The sequence below is a fragment of the Janthinobacterium sp. GW456P genome (assembly GCF_002127655.1).
Classification (GTDB): domain Bacteria; phylum Pseudomonadota; class Gammaproteobacteria; order Burkholderiales; family Burkholderiaceae_D; genus Janthinobacterium.
Genome location: NZ_NEHB01000005.1, coordinates 91,054 through 107,089, shown reverse-complemented (window position 1 = coordinate 107,089; position 16,036 = coordinate 91,054). Strand labels below are relative to the sequence as shown.

The window sequence follows — 16,036 nt, the reverse complement described above, 5'->3', positions numbered from 1 at the left end:
CCCTGAGCAGAAAGACCGAGCATGCAGCTGACCACCCCCGTCCTCCATCCCGCCGCGCGCGCCATCCGCCTGGCCGTCATCGCCATGGCGTGCGCCGCCCCCGCCGCGTTTCTCGCCGCGCCCGCGCTGGCGCAAGGCCAGGCCGCCGCTCCAAGCGCGGCACCGCAAGCCTACGCCATTGCGGCCGGCCCGCTGGCAACGGCCCTGAACGATTTTGCCGTCGCCGCCGGCGTCAGCCTGTCGACCGACCCGGCGCAAACGCGCGGCCTGCGCTCGCCCGGCGTGCGCGGCAGCCACAACGTGGCGCAGGGCTTTGCCCAGGTCCTGGCCGGCAGCGGCCTGGAAGCGGTGCAGCTGCCGAACGGCGCCTACGTGCTGCGCCAGGCGGCGCCCTCCTCCGCAGCGGCGGCCGGCGTGGAAAAGACCATGGCCCCCGTGGTCGTGAACGCCAGCATGGAGCGCGACCCCGTCAGTGAACACAGCAACTCGTATGCGGCGCGCGCCGTCACCGTCGGCAAGGGCGTGCAGACCCTGCGCGAGATTCCCCAGTCCGTCAGCGTCGTCACGCGGCAGAAGATGGATGACCAGAACCTCAACACCATCGACGCCGTGCTGGCCAACACCACCGGCATCACCATGTACGACAGCCCGATGGGCGGGCGCTACGTGTATTCGCGCGGCTTCATGGTCGACACTTACCAGTTCGACGGCGTCAACCGCGCCATGTACTACCCGCAGGCGAACAGCTTTACCAGCAATACGGCCATGCTCGATCGCGTGGAAATCGTGCGCGGCGCCACCGGCCTGCTGCAGGGCACAGGCTCGCCGGGCGCCGCCATCAACATGGTGCGCAAGCGCCCGCTGGCGGAAAAGCAGGTGCAGCTGGCGCTCAGCACGGGCCGCTGGAACGACGTGCGCGGCGAAGTCGACGTCACCGGTCCGCTGAACGAGTCGGGCAGCATCCGCGGCCGCGCCGTGGCCGCGCATGACCAGCGCGATTATTTTTATGACGTGGCCGACAGCCGCACGGACGTGCTGTATGGCGTGCTGGAATTCGACCTGGCGCCGGGCAGCAAGCTGACGACGGGTGCCAGCTACGAGAAACTGCACGCGACGCCCTTCTTTTCCGGCATGCCCCGCTACCGCGATGGCAGCGACCCGAAACTGCCGCGCGAGACCTTCCTCGGCGCCGACTGGAATCGCTGGGCTAGCCGCCAAACGGCCATCTTCGCCGAATTCGAGCACCGCTTCGACGCCGACTGGTCGCTGAAAGCCAGCGCCAACACCACGCGCGAACGGCATGACGTGAAATACATGTTCAGCCAGGGCGCGATCGATCCGGCCACCCTGGCCGGCATGATGATGTATGGCGGCGTGTTCGAGTATGGCAGCACCAACAAGGGCATCGACCTGTCGCTCGACGGCAAATTCAACGCCTTCGGCCGCCGCCACGGCTTCAGCGCCGGCATCAGCACGAACCGCCTGGAAAGCGACAGCGATTTCAGCCTGGCGCTGCTGCAGCAAGCGAACAATCCGCTGCGGCCCAATCACGGCGTGGCCGAGCCGAGCGACGCCTGGTTCCGCGAACACAGCTACCGGGGCGACCCCAGCGTCACGAAGATGACGCAGACGGGCGCCTACGGCGTGGCCCGTTTCAGCGTCAGCGATCCGCTCACCGTGGTGGCGGGCACGCGCGTGTCGAACTACAAATGGAACAGCGTGTACCGCGACACGGGCGAGGTGTACATCGATCCCTACCGCGAAAACGGCGTCGTCACGCCGTATGGCGGCGTGATCTACACATTCGACAAGCGCTGGTCCGGCTACGCCAGCGTCTCCGACATCTTCCAGCCGCAAAACCAGCGCACGGCCGATGGCGCCCTGCTCGATCCGCTCAAGGGGCGCAACCTGGAAGTGGGCGTCAAGGGTGAACTATTCGACGGCAAGGTGAATACCTCGCTGGCACTGTTCCGCATCGAGCAGCGCAACCGCGCGGAGCTGGACCTGGTCAACACCTGCTCGGCCGGCACGGAGTGCTATTTCTCGGCTGGCAAGGTGCGCAGCGAAGGCCTCGACGCGGAAATCAGCGGCGAAGTGGCGCCGGGCTGGCAGCTGTTCGCCGGCTACACCCTGAACAATTTCAAATACCTGGAGCAGACGTCGAACGCGGGCGTGATGTTCGCCAGCACCTACTCGCCGCGCCACATGCTGCGCGCGTGGAGCGACTACCGCCTGCCCGGCGCCCTGCAGAAGTGGAGCGTGGGCGGCGGCGTGAACTTCCAGACGGAGAGCTCGCGCGTCACGCAGAACATCACGGTGGCGCAAGGCGCGTATGCCTTGTGGAGCGCGCGCGGCGCCTACCAGATCGACCGCAACTGGACGGCGTCGCTGTCTGTGACGAACTTGCTCGACAAGCGCTACTACCAGACGGTGGGCGCGCCTGCATGGGGCAATTTCTATGGCGAGCCGCGCAAGGCGCAACTGACCTTGCGCGCGCGCTTCTAAGCCTGCTTCTAAGCCTGCTTATGCCGGAGGACGCAATGGCGCCTTCGGCAGCGGGATGAATTCCGTCTCGCCCGGCACATGTCCCATGCGCTGGGCGCTCCAGTCGTCGGCCGCCTGCGCCAGGCGCTCCTTGCTCGACGAGACGAAATTCCAGAACAGGTAGCGGTGGCCGTCCAGCGGTTCGCCGCCGATCACGACGAACTGCGCGGGACCGCCGCCTGCCGTCACCACGGGCACGTCGCCCGCTTGCAGCAAGGCCATGGTGTGCGGCGCGAGCGCCACGCCATCGACCAGCACTTCCCCGCTGATCGGATAGATCGCCGCTTCCGGCGGCAAGCCTTCCAGGCGCAATGCGCGCCCCGCCTGCAGCGCCACGTCCAGGTACACCGTCTGCATGTAGGTGCGCACGGGCGAGGTCTGGCCAAACGCCGTGCCGATCAAGACCTTGACGACGGCGCCGTCGAGCGGGACGACGGGAATGTCGGCCTGCGGCGTGTGCGTGAAGCTCGGCTCATCCTCTTCGTGCGCCTTCGGCAGCGCGGCCCACAGCTGCAAGCCGTGCGTGCGGTGCGGCTGGCCCGCCAGGTCGTGCGGCGTGCGTTCGGAATGCACGATGCCGCGTCCGGCCGTCATCCAGTTGATGGCGCCGGGCTCGATGCGCTGGTACGAGCCGATGCTGTCGCGGTGGTCGATCGCGCCCTCGAACAGATAGGTGACGGTGGCCAGGCCGATATGCGGATGCGGGCGCACGTCGTGGTTGGCGTCGGGCGCCACGTCGATGGGGCCGAAATGGTCGAAGAAGATGAAGGGGCCGACGGCCTGTTTCGCGCTTGATGGCAGCAAACGCCGCACGACGAAGCCGCCGCCCAGGTCCTTTTCGTGGCTTTTCAGGATGGCCGCGCTCATGCCAGCACCGTCGTGATTTCCGTGGTGACGGCTGTCATCAGCTTGTGGATCGGGCATTTTCCGGCCACGGCCAGCAATTCCTGGCGCTGCGCGTCGCTCAAGTCGCCCGTCAGGTGCAGGGTGGCGGCCAGGCGGTACACGCCCTTGCGCTCTTCGCTGGCATCGCGCTCGGTCGACACTTCCACATGTTCCAGGGGGATGCCCTTGTGTCTGGCGTACCAGACGACGGTAAGCGCCTTGCAGGCCGACAGGGCGGCATCGTACAGGTCGTGCGGCGACGGGCCGGCGTCGCCGCCGCCCTCCTCCACCGAGGCGTCGGCGGAAATGATGTGATCGCGCACGTGCACGATGTGGCGCATGGGCTGCGACTGGTCGCGGATGGCTTTGATGGTCATGGCGTTCCTTGGTGCGTTTGGAAAGCCACAATTTACACCGTTTGTCCGCTTGGCGCAGCCCGCGTCCCTGCCACCTGGTCATTCGATACGGGACGCGGCACCGGCCGCCTGCGCCATCTTGAGGCTGAATCGCTCAATCGAGCGTGCGCGCCACGCGAAAACCCACGATATCGTTCGACAGCACGGTGGAAAAGCCGTTGCGCAGGGCCGAGCGCAGGTAGCGCGGGTGGTATAGCCAGGAGCCGCCGCGCAGGATGCGCCGGCTGCTGTCGCTGCCCTCTTCCCATGCGCTGCCATCGACGGGCGCGCCTTCGTAATTGTCGTGCACCACGTCCTGCACCCATTCCCACACATTGCCATGCATGTCGAACAGGCCCCAGGAGTTCGGCGCGAACGTGCCGAGTGGCGTGGTGCCGCCCCGGTACACGCCGCGCGGGCCGCCGTTGTAGACATACAGGCCGTCGTAGTTGGCTTGCTCGGTGCTGATCGTATCGCCCACGTTGAAGGCCGTGCGCGTGCCGGCGCGGCAGGCGTATTCCCATTCCGCTTCGCTGGGCAGGCGATAGCGGCGGCCCGTGCGCTCGCTCATCCACGCCAGGTACAGCTGCGCGTCATTCCAGCTTACGCCCACCACCGGGTGCTGCTCGTTCTGCACGAAGCCGGGATTGTCCCAGTCCGTCTCGGAACCGCCCGTCCATCCGGTCGCCTTGACGAAGGCGCGCCATTCGCCCACGCTGACGGGATGGCGCGCCAGCGCGAACGGGCGCTCGATGCCGACCCAGTGCTGCGGCATCTCGCGCTCGAGCCATGCCTGCTGCGAGCCGGCCTGGATGGCGGCCTTGTGTTCCGTCTCGTGCGCGCCCATCTGGAAGCGGCCGCTGGGAATCAGTACCAGTTCCGGCCCCTGTCCCGAGCCATCGAGAAAATCGTCGCGCAAGACGCCTTCCGCATTGGGCACCGGTTCCGCGTGTTCCGCTTCCGGCGCAGGCGCGGATACCGGCGCGGGGGCCGCTGCGGCCGCTGCACGGCTGGCCTCTTCGCGGCGCGCCCGTTCCTGCTCCGCGCGGTAGGCCGCCTCCGCCTTGGCGACGATGGCCTTGCGCTGCAATTCCTGGTGTTCCTGCAAGGCCGTGGCGGCATCGGCTTCGCGGCGCGCGCGCAGCTGGCCGCGCAGCGCTTCCTTGCGCAACTTGCGCGCCTCTTCCGCTTCGAAATGGCGCTGCGCCTCCTGTTCCCGGCGCAGCTTGTCGAGCCGCTGCTTTTCCAGCGCGGCGGCCTGGATCTCGGCCTTGCGGCGCTGGTCCAGTTCTTCCTGGCGCGCACGTGCCTCTTTGGCCGCCGCCTCGCGGGCCTGTTCGGCCGCCAGCGCCGCCTCCCGTTGTTGCTGCGCCTGCTGCGCCGCGCGCGCCTGCTGCTGGCGCGCCTGCTCCGCCAGTTCCTCGGGCGACGGCCCGGCCGCGCGCTCCAGGTTTTCCAGCAAGGCTTGCACCGATTGCGGACGCAATTCGGGCGTCAGCGAAAACCCGTTCTGCAGCACCTGCCACTGCTGCGCGTTGAGCGCTTGCGGCGCCGACGGCAGATGGCTGGCGCTGCGCGCGTCGTCGAACGGCATGCGCCCTTCGAGCATCTGATAGATCATCACGGCCACCGCATACACGTCCAGCCGCGGGCTGGGCTGGCGCTGGTTGGCGCCGGCCTCGGGCGCACGGTAGCCGTGCGTGCCCGCATTCGGCATGTCCAGCGCCAGGCTGCTGTCCGCATTGCGCACGCGCGAAGCGATGCCGTAGTCGAGCAGCTTGACGTCGCCCTTTGCCGTCAGGAAGACATTGCCCGGCTTGATGTCGCGGTGCACCAGCTTGTGCTTTTCCCACGCATACGACAGGGCCTCGGCCACCGGCTGCAGCAGTTGCTGCACGGTGGACAGGGGCAGCGCGCCCTCGCGCGCCAGATAGTGCTCGAGGTCTTCGCCATCGAGGCATTCCATGATGATGAAATAGCTGGCCGTGGCCGGATCCTGCGCCCACTCGTAGACGCGCACGATGTTTTCATGCGCGAGCTTCCTCGCCTGGGTCGCTTCCTCGATCAGCAGCTTGGCATGCGTGGCGCTTTGCGTCAGCTGCGGCGGCAAGATCTTCAGCGCCACCATTTCGCTGCTGCCCAGCTCCGCGTGCGTGGCCAGGTCGGTCGCTTGCCACACCTGCCCCATGCCACCCGTGCCGATCAGCCGTTCGAGCCGGTAGCGGCGGTTCTGCGGGCCGATTTCCTGGCCCACCATGAAGCCCAGCTCCGTGCCCTGGCGTACGGGCAGCGGCGTGGCCACGGGAGCGGCGCCGGGCGGCGCGTACTCGGCGTCGAGGATGGCGTTCTTGCGGCGTTCAAATTCCTGCTCGCTGAGCAGCCCGTCGTCGTGGAGGGCGCGCAGTTCCCGCAGTTTGTCTCGTGCTTTTTGCATCATCTGGGGTGAAACGCTTCCATCAAGGCTGCAGGGCGACACCGCAGGCGGCGCAGAATTTATCTTCCGGGTGACCCGCGCGCTGCGCGTGGCCGTTCTTGCAGCGGGCCGGCGCTGATGCTGGCGCGGCGGAGGCAGAAGCAGCGCCCGGCTGCAGCGCCTGCGCCACGGCCACGCCCAGCTGCGCCTGCGCCGACAGGCCGTGCGCGTGCGCCGCGTTCTGCAGGTTGATCAGGTCGAGCTGCTGGCGCCGTTCGCGTTCCGCCTGGCCTTCCAGGTAGCTGCGCTCCTGCGCCACACTGTCCTGCGCCATGCGCAGCGCGTCGAGCGGCGCGACGCTGTTCTCGGCCGCCGCCAGCGCCGCCAGCGCGTGAATCTGCTCGGCGCTCATGCCCGCCTGCAGCTGCACCTTGAGCACTTGTGCCAGCGCGGCCGCATTCTGCCCGGCGGCCATGGCCACCTTGCCCGTATCGCTCAGCGAGCCGATTTTCTCGATGCGGTCGATCTCGATGCGCGCCAGTTCGGCCGCATGCGCCTGCTGCGCCAGCAACGCTTCATATTCTCCCTTCCAGCGCGCGTAATCGCTTTCGCGCTGCTGCGCCATGGCCAGCAAGTCGCGCTGCCACTGCGCTTCCTGTTCCAGCTGGCGCAGCTGCTGGCGCTGTTCCTCGATGGCCAGCGCGTCGAGCTGCGCCAGCTGCGATTGCTGCTGCAGCTGGCGTGCGTGCACGCCGTCCGCCTCGATGGTGCGCAGCAGCTTTTCCTGCTGCGCGATGGCGTCTTCGCGCGCGCCGCCGCGCCGCAGCGCCGCCACCTTTTCCGCGATTTCCGCCGCCTGCACCTGGGCCGCTTCATCCTTGTGCGCCTCGGCGCGCAGCAGTTCGCGCTTGCGTGCCAGCTGCATCTGGTCTTCCCACTCCTGCACCCGCTCGGCCTCGCGCTTGCGCGCCGCATTCGCCAGCATCAGGCCCTGCCAGGCCGCCTGGTGCTGCTCCGCCTCCAGCTGCGCCTCGCGCTGGGCCGCATCCGCTTCCGCCTGGCGCAGGCGCGCCAGCTGGGTGCGGCGGCCCGTCTCGTCGTCGATCAGCAGCGCGCTTTCCACTTGCTGCGCGATCGACTGCAAGTGGACCTGGTGCGTAAAGCGCTGCTGCGCCAGCTGGATCTGTTCGCGCCCGTGCAGCTGCGACAATTCGAGCTCGCTGCGCATCTTGATGGCGGCCAGCGCCCGCAAGTGTTCCCAGTTGGCCGCTTCATCGGCGCGCTGCGCGCCCTTCTGCGCCAGTTCCTGTTCCAGCTCGCCCAGCGCCAGCGCGGCGCCATGGTCGAGCGCCTGGCGCCGCGATTTCGCTTCCAGGATGCGCCCATACAGGTCGATCTGGCGCCCGCGCAGCGCCTGCAGGCGCTCCGCTTCCTGGTGGCTCAGTTCCGCCTTTTCCAGCGTCGCATCCTGCCGCAGTTCGGCGCGCCGGTGCGCATGGCGCGCCGCCAGTTCCTCGCGGCGGATGCGCTGCCACTCTTCCTCGTCATACAGCTGGTCGAGCTGTTTCATGCGTTCGAGGCTCTGCTGTTCCAGTTCCTGCGCCGGCAAGCCGCCCAGCCACAGGGTGCCGATGCTGGCGCCGGCATCGCCCTTGTCCGCGCGCTTGTCGTGCCGCAGGCTGAGCGTTTCCACGCGCGCCACGGCCAGGCCGGACGGCGCCAGGCGCTGCGTCAGGGCCGATTGCAGGCGCTCGTTCAATTCGGGCCGCAAGTCGGCATTCGCGTCCATCTCGCGCAGCGCGCGGCTGCCGATGAATTCCAGCGCAATCTGGCGCACGGACGGCAGCAGCAAGGCGTGCAGGTGGGCGCGCGTGACGGCGCCCGGCGCGCGCATGAACTGGCGCGCAAACGCGTCGGGCTGGCCCAGCGCGATGTCCACGCGCAGCGATGCGGCCACATCCAGCAACTCCGTGCTGGCCAGCCCGGGCAAGTCGAATTCCAGGCTGACGGCGTCGGCGCGCGCGATCAGCACTTCGGCCGGGCGCGCCGGCAGCAGCGCGGGCAGGCGCGCGAAGAAGGCGGCGCTGTCATAGTCGCCGGCCGGTATCAAGGTGAAAGCGTCCGATTGCACGATCCAGGCGCGCGACTCGGCGGGCACCTGCAGGCGGCGCGCCGCGCTGCCGAACAGCGAGGACAGTTCGCGCACGCCAAAGAACAGGGCCAGTTGCCCATCAGCAAGATGCCATTGATTGGCATGCAGCACCGCGTCGCTGTCGGGGGCGCCCAGCGACAAGCCGCATTGCGCGCAATAGCCGGCGGCGGCGCCGTTCTTGTGCTCGCAGCGCGGGCAGCGGGCGCCGCCAAAACCAAACAATTGGAACATGTGTGACTCCTGATGAGAATGATTGCGTGCGCATGTGTGCTACACGGCTGCCATGCCGATTCTAGCAGGACAGCCGGCGCGGCACCCGCCGCGCGCCGCGCGTGCGCCGGTCGTGCGCAACATGGCGCACAACACGGTGCAGTGTCAAATAATGCCATGCGGCAAGTGCATTCATATGCACGGATACAGGGCTAATTAGGCCTCAATTCAAGCGGTCGCCCGCGCAGGCATTTCAGCGCCGTTTTTTTGCAGGCCATCCCGCCAAAACCACGGCTGGTCGCATGCGCATGGCGCGCCGGTGCGCGCTTGGCTACAGTGCATGCATACCCACCCGCCACCGAAAGGAACGATCATGAAAACACTGAAAAACATGGAAGCCATCTTTACCGTTGCCGTCGCCATCGCCTGCGGCGCCAGCTATGCCAGCTTCAAGCAGCCGCAGGCCGCGCACGCCGCCGCGGCGCAAGCGAACGCCATCCCCGTGGTGGTGGTCAGCGCCAAGCGCCTGACGGAACAGGAAAAGAAAATCTCGCTGATCGAGGAACGCCAGGCCTTGCTGGGCAACACCACCGCCAGCGCCCTGTGAGCCACCGATGCCGACGCCACGCCGCCTGGCGCCAGTCTGAACACGACCGCGCCAGGCCGCCATTTGTATCCGCCACGGATACACGGACACACAGCAGTGTGTCAATTGTAATAAGTTGAATCAAAGGCGATCTCCCCTCCAGCAAGCGCCTATAGTCCATTTCACGCAATCACCGAAATGGAGCACAACATGAAACCCATCACACTCTACGCAGCAGCCATGCTTGCCATCAGCACCGCGGCCTTCCTGCCCGCGCAGGCCATGGCACAGAATCAGCTCGGCGTCAGCATTGTCGTCGGCAACGCCCCGCCTCCGCCACGGTTTGAAAGCGTGCCCGCGCCGCGCGCCGGCTATGTCTGGGCGCCCGGCTACTGGAACTGGGATGGCCAGCGCCATGTCTGGACCGGCGGCGAATGGCTGCGCGAACGGGGCGGCAACCAGTACCGCCGCGCCGCCTGGATACAAGAGAACAACCGCTGGCGCCTGGACCGTGGCGGCTGGGTCGCCGCGCAGGTGCAGCCCGTGCGCTATGACGAGATCCGCATCGCCCCGCCGCCACCGCGCCGCGAAGCCATCCCGCGCGCCCGCCACGGCTATGTCTGGGCGCCCGGCCACTGGGAATGGCGCAGCCAGCGCTACGCCTGGACGCCGGGCGTGTGGATCGCCGAACGCCCCGGCTACGTGTATGCGCCGCCCGCCTGGAACCAGCGCGACGGCCGCTGGCAGATGGAGCAAGGCCGCTGGTCGGCACGGGGCCCGAACGGCGCCCGCGACCGCGACGGCATCCCCAACCGCTATGACCGCGACAATGGCAACCGCCACGACCGCGACGGCGACGGCATTCCGAACCGCGACGACCGCCGCCCCGATAATCCCCATCGCAACTAATACGCCGCTGTCGTTCCCGCCAAGACCACCCATCGCGGTGGCCTTGTCATTTTCCGGACATATCCGTGTATTAAAATCGCGCGACGATCAATCACACTGCGCGAGAAAGATTCACGATGGCGATGGAAACTGCCGGTTTTACCTACGGCTCGGACACCTCGGGCCTGGTCTGGGGCTTCCTGTTTGGCCGCGAGGCGCAGCCGCTGGCGCTCGACTCGGCGGCCGCGCTGGCCTGGCTGGCCAATGGCGCGGCGCGCCCGGCGCAGGAGTTCGTCTGGCTGCATTTCAACCTGTCGCATGCCGCCAGCGAAAAATGGCTGACGGCGCATACGCAGCTGGCCGACGAATTCTATGAAACCCTGCACCAGGGTTCCCGTTCCACGCGCATCGAGCAGGCGGAAAACACCCTGATCGCCGTGGTCAACGACGTGGTGCACAATTTCTCGTTCGAGGCGTCCGACATTTCCACCATGTGGGCCAGCGTGGCGCAAAACCTCGTCATCACGGCGCGCCGCGCGCCGCTGCAGTCGATCGAGCGCCTGCGCCAGGCCGTCATCAAGAACCACGAGCCGATCCGCTCGTCGGTGGAGCTGCTGATCCATCTGCTGCGCGACCAGGCCGACGTGCTGGTCAACATCGTGCGCGATGCCGTGGCGCGGGTCGACGATATCGAGGATCACCTGCTGGCCGGGCGCCTGGTACCGAAACGCGAAGACCTGGGCGCCATGCGGCGCGTGCTGGTGCGGCTGCAGCGCCTGCTGGCGCCGGAACCGGCCGCCCTGTTCCGCCTGCTGCAGCGTCCGCCTTCATGGGTGTCGGAGCTGGACAGCCTGGAGCTGCGCCAGTCGACGGAGGAATTCTCCGTGGTGCTCAGCGATATGTCCTCGCTGCAGGAACGCATCAAGCTGCTGCAGGAAGAGATTGCCGCCAGCGTCAACGAGGAAAACAGCCGCAGCCTGTTCGTGCTGACCATCGTCACCGTGCTGGCCTTGCCGATCAATATCATCGCCGGCATGCTGGGCATGAATGTGGGGGGTATTCCGCTGGCCCAGCATCCGCAGGGCTTCTGGATCATCGTCGCCATCATCGTCACATTTACGGTCGTGGCGGGGTGGCTGGTGGTGCGCGTGCAGCGAAACAGTTAATTTCCGTCCCGGCACGGCCTGGCAGGCGAACGGCAGGCGCCGTCCGCCATCACTGCTTGCCGCGCTTAGCGGTGGTACTCGCCCGCCCGTTCAGGCTGATAGACGATTTCCTCGATCTTGACCTTCACCACGCCGCCCGGCATGGGCCAGGCCATGCTGTCGCCGACGGACAGGCCCAGCAGCGCGCTGCCGACGGGCGCCAGCACGGAAATGCGGTCGGCCTGGCCTTCCACATCCTTCGGATACACGAGCGTCAGGCAGAATTCCTCCTTGTTTTCCACGGTGAAGCGCACGGTGGAATTCATCGTCACGACGGTCGGGGGAATCTCTTGCGGTTCGAGCACCTCGGCGCGGCCCAGCTCATCGAGCAAGGCAGCCTTGTCCGGCGACAAATTATTACCCAAGGCATACAACAACGCTTCCAGTCGTTCCAGGTCTTGTGACGACAAAATAATTTTTGGTTTTTTTTCCAAGATATCCTCACTATTGATCATTAGGGCGGCGTCCGGTTTTGCTGGCGGCGACTTGCTTGGCCGCGGCAGACAAAACAAACAGCATCAGAACGTCCATCATCAGCGGATTATGGACGAACTCGCGTAGCAAGGCCATAGCGTTCGCGCATTCTTCATTAAAATTTATTAAAATCAATGACTTGCAATGGCCGATAACGTCAAAAAGTTAATCCGTGACGGAATGGCCGGGCACATTGAAGTTATTCCTGACGGCATTTTATTTGCCGTCAGCATGTTTTTAGAGAAAAAAACCAGCAGGCAAAAAAAGGATTAAAATTCAACTTGAATTATTATTAGAAAGACATGCCCCGCATTTTCCGCCTGTCTTGACGCCTTGCCCGCTGCCACCGGCCGTGCGGCAGGGGCACTAAATTGCAGCGTGCCCTGTACTTTCACGCTGCAAAATGACAATATGTCGGCCTTAGCAACACTTAGCAACACGTTGAGAGTTCCGGCTCACTTCGGTTTTCATCAGACTGGAACGTAAAGTATGGCAGGGCGAGGCGCGATCACACGGGGCGGCGGCAAGCGGGGCCGGCAGGAGGAAGCGTCATGATGACGCCATTGATCCTGCCATCCGTGCAATTACGCGGCGACCGGATAGCCCGGCTGAACTTGCTGGCCGCGGCGGCCATGCTGGCCATGGCCAGCCTGCTGCTGATCCTCTTCCAATTGTTTTCCCTCCAGGCATCCCTCCAGCGCAGCCTGCAGATCCAGGCCGACATGCTGGCGCCCGCAGCCACCGAGGCCATGCGCCAGGACAATCGCCTGGCGGCGCAACAACTGCTCGCTCCCCTCGCCGCCGCCCCGCATATCCGGCAAGCCCTGCTCTACAGTCCCTATGGCACGCCGTTTGCCCGCTATGCGCGCAGCAGTGTCGATACCGTGCCCGCGGCGCCGCGCAACGGCGTGCACCTCGATTACCTGGACGGCAGCGCCGCCATCCTCAAGACCTTGCCCGGCGGCGGCGCGCTGTATCTGCGCGCCAGCCTGGCGCCGCTGTACGCCAGCCTGGCGCAATTTGCCGCCTTCACCCTGCTCGTCTGCCTGTGCGCATTCGGCCTGACGTTCCTGATGGTGCGCCGCACGCGCACCGCCGCCCAGCATGCGGAAAGCCACTTGCACTACCTGGCCCACGTCGACTCCGTTACGCAGCTGCCGAACCGCCATGAATTCAACGACGCGCTGGCCTACGCGCTGGCGCGCGCCGACCGCCAGGACAGCAGCGTGGGCCTGCTGCTGCTGGACCTGGACAACTTCAAGGTGGTCAACGATACGCTGGGCCACCACTGCGGCGACCAGCTGCTCAAGCTCGTCGCCGAGCGCCTCGTGGCCATCCTGCGCGGCACCGACATCATCTGCCGCATCGGCGGCGACGAGTTCGTCGTCATCGTCGAACCGGCCGACGACGCCTCGGAAATGGCCAGCGTGGCGCGCAAGATCCTCGCCGTGCTGGCCGAACCGTTCGACCTCGAAGGCCACCAGTTGTATGTCAGCGCCAGCATCGGCGTGAGCCTGTATCCGTTCGACGCGCAGGACGTGGCCACCCTGACGCGCAATGCCGATACGGCCATGTACCACGCCAAGCACCAGGGCAAGAACCGCTACGCCGTGTTCAAGGCCGAAATGGAATTGCGCGCCCAGCGCCGCCTGCGCATGGAAGCGAACCTGCGCCGCGCGCTGCAAAACGAGGAACTGTATCTGCACTACCAGCCGCAGATCGACTTGCGCAGCGGGCGCATCGTCGGCGTGGAAGCGCTGATACGCTGGAACTGCCGCGAGATGGGTCAGCTGAGCCCTGCCGAATTCATCCCCGTGGCCGAGGAAAGCGGCATCATCGTCGACCTGGGACGCTGGGTGCTGCAAAGCGCCTGCCGCCAGGCCGCCGTCTGGTGCAAAGCGGGGTTGCTCGACTCGCTCGAGCACGTGGCCGTCAACCTGTCGGCCTGCCAGGCGCGCGACCCGGGCTTGATGGACGACATCCGCGCCATCCTGCACGAAACGCAGCTGCCGCATGGCTTGCTGGAGCTGGAAATCACGGAAGGGGTCTTGATGGACAACGTCCACGCCAACGTGGAACTGATGCGGCGCCTGCAGGAGACGGGCATCCACCTGTCGATCGACGACTTCGGCACCGGCTATTCCTCGATGTCCTATCTGAAGCGCCTGCCGATCGACCAATTGAAGATCGACCGCAGCTTCGTGCACGACCTGCCCGGCGAGGGCGAAGCCATCGTCACGGCCATCATCGCCATGGCGCACAGCCTGCACCTGAAGGTGGTGGCCGAAGGGGTGGAAACCTTGCAGCAGGTGGAATTTTTAAGAACAGCGGGCTGCGACAACGTGCAGGGCTTCTTCTTCGCGCGACCGATGACGGCGGCGCAGCTGACGGCATTGCTGCTGGAGCGGCGCGACTGGAGCACGCGCACGAGCTTGCAGGCTTGAGGTCTGGCCAACGATATTGTCGGATTACGGCCGTTGGCCTAATCCGACCTACGCCATGCACAGGCAGGTCGGGTTAGCGCAATGCGCCCATGCCCCCGTAGGTCGGGTTAGCGCGAAGCGCGTAACCCGACGCCGCCCCCACATCAGGCCAGCTTGGCCGAATGCTCGCGCGTGGCGTGGAATGTCAGCTTCGGCCAGCGCTCTTCCGTCAAGCGCAAGTTGACGCCCGACGTGGCCAGGTAGGCCATGTTGCCGGCCGCATCGTAGGCCACGTTGTGGCCCAGCGCGTTCTCGAAATCCTGCAGGACGCGCTTGTCGTCGCAGCTGACCCAGCGCGCGCTGCTGATGCTGGTGCCTTCGAACACGGCGTCGACGCCATATTCGTTGAGCAAACGGCTGGCCACCACTTCGAACTGCAGCACGCCGACGGCGCCCAGTACCAGTTCGCCACCCTGCACCGGCTTGAAGACCTGGACCGCGCCCTCTTCGCCCAGCTGCTGCAAGCCCTTGTGCAACTGCTTGATTTTCAAGGGATTACGGATGCGCACGGAGCGGAAGAAGTCCGGCGCGAAGTACGGGATGCCGGTAAAGGTCAGCATCTCGCCTTCGGAAAAACTGTCGCCGATCTGCATGTTGCCGTGGTTCGGCAGGCCGATGATGTCGCCCGCGTACGCCTCTTCCACTTGTTCGCGCGAGGAAGCCATGAAGGTCACCACGTTCGACACCTTGATCTCGCGCCCCAGGCGCAAGTGCTTGACCTTCATGCCGCGCTCGAAACGTCCCGAGCACACGCGCAAAAAGGCGATGCGGTCGCGGTGCGCCGGGTCCATGTTCGCCTGGATCTTGAAGACGAAGCCGGTGAATGGCTGCTCGGTCGGATCGACGGAACGCACGGTCGCGTCGCGCGGGCGCGGCGCCGGCGCCCAGTCGACCAGCGCGGAAAGAATCTCGCGCACGCCGAAGTTGTTGATGGCCGAACCGAAGAACACGGGCGTCTGCACGCCGGAGAGGAATTCCTCCAGATTGAACGGGTTCGACGCGCCATGCACCAGTTCCACTTCCATGCGCAATTGATCCATCTCCAGCGGGAACATCTCCTGCAGGCGCGGATTGTCGATGCCCTTGATGATTTCGAAGGCGCCATCGGCCTTCTCTTCACCGGCCTTGAACAGCATGATCTCGTCCTTCAGCAGGTGGTACACGCCGCGGAAGTTCTTGCCCATGCCGATAGGCCAGGTGACGGGCGCGCACTGGATCTTCAGCACGGATTCGAGTTCGTCGAGCAGGTCCAGCGGATCGCGCGTCTCGCGGTCCATCTTGTTCATGAAGGTGACGATGGGCGTATTGCGCATGCGGCAGACGGCCAGCAGCTTGATCGTCTGCGCTTCCACGCCTTTGGCCGCATCGATCACCATCAACGCCGAGTCGACCGCCGTCAGCACGCGGTAGGTATCTTCCGAGAAGTCCTGGTGGCCCGGGGTGTCGAGCAGGTTGACGACGTGGTCGCGGAATTCGAACTGCATCACCGAGGAGGCGACGGAAATGCCGCGCTGCTTCTCGATCTCCATCCAGTCCGACGTCGCGTGGCGGCCCGATTTACGCGCCTTGACGGTACCGGCCATCTGGATCGCGCCCGAGAACAGCAGCAGTTTTTCCGTCAGCGTGGTTTTACCCGCATCCGGGTGGGAAATGATGCCGAAGGTGCGGCGGCGCTGCACTTCGCGCGCGATCACGGCCGGCGCCTTGCTGCTCGCTGGCGCTGCGGCGTTGTCCGCGCTGTCGGTGGAATCGGGGGTGTTGATGTCGTTCTCGTTGGCCATATTGGTGACCATAATATGGC

The 16,036-nt window shown here is 65.9% G+C and carries 12 protein-coding genes; 6 read left to right on the top strand and 6 right to left on the bottom strand.

What is annotated here, in order from left to right:
• Positions 1-21: 21 nt before the first annotated feature.
• Positions 22-2,505: a TonB-dependent receptor gene (locus CBW66_RS07235; RefSeq protein ID WP_086136613.1), complete on the top strand. Its 2,484-nt coding sequence runs from the start codon at positions 22-24 to the stop codon at positions 2,503-2,505.
• A gap of 18 nt (positions 2,506-2,523) precedes the next feature.
• On the opposite strand, the gene CBW66_RS07230 is transcribed toward CBW66_RS07235, so the two are convergent.
• The 4 genes from CBW66_RS07230 to CBW66_RS07215 all read right to left on the bottom strand — a co-directional run bounded on the left by CBW66_RS07230 (position 2,524) and on the right by CBW66_RS07215 (position 8,620).
• Entirely contained in the window at positions 2,524-3,411 is an 888-nt protein-coding gene (locus CBW66_RS07230) for a pirin family protein (protein ID WP_086136612.1), read from the bottom strand.
• Positions 3,408-3,806 (bottom strand): OsmC family protein, encoded by a 399-nt coding sequence (locus tag CBW66_RS07225; RefSeq protein ID WP_086136611.1) that lies wholly within the window; start codon positions 3,804-3,806, stop codon positions 3,408-3,410. Before CBW66_RS07225 ends, CBW66_RS07230 begins: the two co-directional genes overlap by 4 nt.
• A 133-nt stretch (positions 3,807-3,939) precedes the next feature.
• Positions 3,940-6,261 carry an SUMF1/EgtB/PvdO family nonheme iron enzyme gene (locus tag CBW66_RS07220; protein WP_086136610.1) on the bottom strand — a complete coding sequence of 774 codons (2,322 nt, stop codon included), beginning with the start codon at positions 6,259-6,261 and terminating at the stop codon, positions 3,940-3,942.
• Between the two features lie 19 nt (positions 6,262-6,280).
• A complete protein-coding gene (locus tag CBW66_RS07215) occupies positions 6,281-8,620 on the bottom strand; it encodes a hypothetical protein (RefSeq protein ID WP_086136609.1) in 2,340 nt (779 codons plus the stop codon).
• Positions 8,621-8,972: 352 nt separating this feature from the next.
• On the opposite strand from CBW66_RS07215, the gene CBW66_RS07210 reads away from it, so the two are divergent.
• From CBW66_RS07210 to CBW66_RS07200, 3 genes are all read left to right on the top strand, one after another.
• Positions 8,973-9,206, top strand: a complete 234-nt coding sequence (locus CBW66_RS07210) for a hypothetical protein (RefSeq protein ID WP_086136608.1) — start codon at positions 8,973-8,975, stop codon at positions 9,204-9,206.
• Positions 9,207-9,395: 189 nt separating this feature from the next.
• The gene (locus tag CBW66_RS07205) at positions 9,396-10,094 is read left to right on the top strand and encodes a YXWGXW repeat-containing protein (RefSeq protein WP_086136607.1); all 699 of its coding nucleotides are present in this window, start codon (positions 9,396-9,398) and stop codon (positions 10,092-10,094) included.
• A gap of 116 nt (positions 10,095-10,210) precedes the next feature.
• Positions 10,211-11,239 (top strand): transporter, encoded by a 1,029-nt coding sequence (locus CBW66_RS07200; protein WP_170933056.1) that lies wholly within the window; start codon positions 10,211-10,213, stop codon positions 11,237-11,239.
• A 65-nt stretch (positions 11,240-11,304) separates the two neighbouring features.
• Here CBW66_RS07200 and rnk read toward each other — a convergent pair whose 3' ends face one another.
• Entirely contained in the window at positions 11,305-11,712 is a 408-nt protein-coding gene (gene rnk / locus CBW66_RS07195; protein ID WP_170933057.1) for a nucleoside diphosphate kinase regulator, read from the bottom strand.
• Between the two features lie 184 nt (positions 11,713-11,896).
• Here rnk and CBW66_RS29665 point away from each other — a divergent pair, with 184 nt between their 5' ends.
• Both CBW66_RS29665 and CBW66_RS07190 read left to right on the top strand, forming a co-directional pair.
• Complete coding sequence (locus CBW66_RS29665; protein WP_268992730.1) at positions 11,897-12,025, top strand: hypothetical protein; 129 nt, start codon at positions 11,897-11,899, stop codon at positions 12,023-12,025.
• A gap of 278 nt (positions 12,026-12,303) precedes the next feature.
• Positions 12,304-14,196: a bifunctional diguanylate cyclase/phosphodiesterase gene (locus CBW66_RS07190; RefSeq protein ID WP_086136606.1), complete on the top strand. Its 1,893-nt coding sequence runs from the start codon at positions 12,304-12,306 to the stop codon at positions 14,194-14,196.
• A 143-nt stretch (positions 14,197-14,339) separates the two neighbouring features.
• On the opposite strand, the gene CBW66_RS07185 is transcribed toward CBW66_RS07190, so the two are convergent.
• Positions 14,340-16,016, bottom strand: a complete 1,677-nt coding sequence (locus CBW66_RS07185) for a peptide chain release factor 3 (RefSeq protein WP_086136694.1) — start codon at positions 16,014-16,016, stop codon at positions 14,340-14,342.
• Positions 16,017-16,036: the final 20 nt, after the last annotated feature.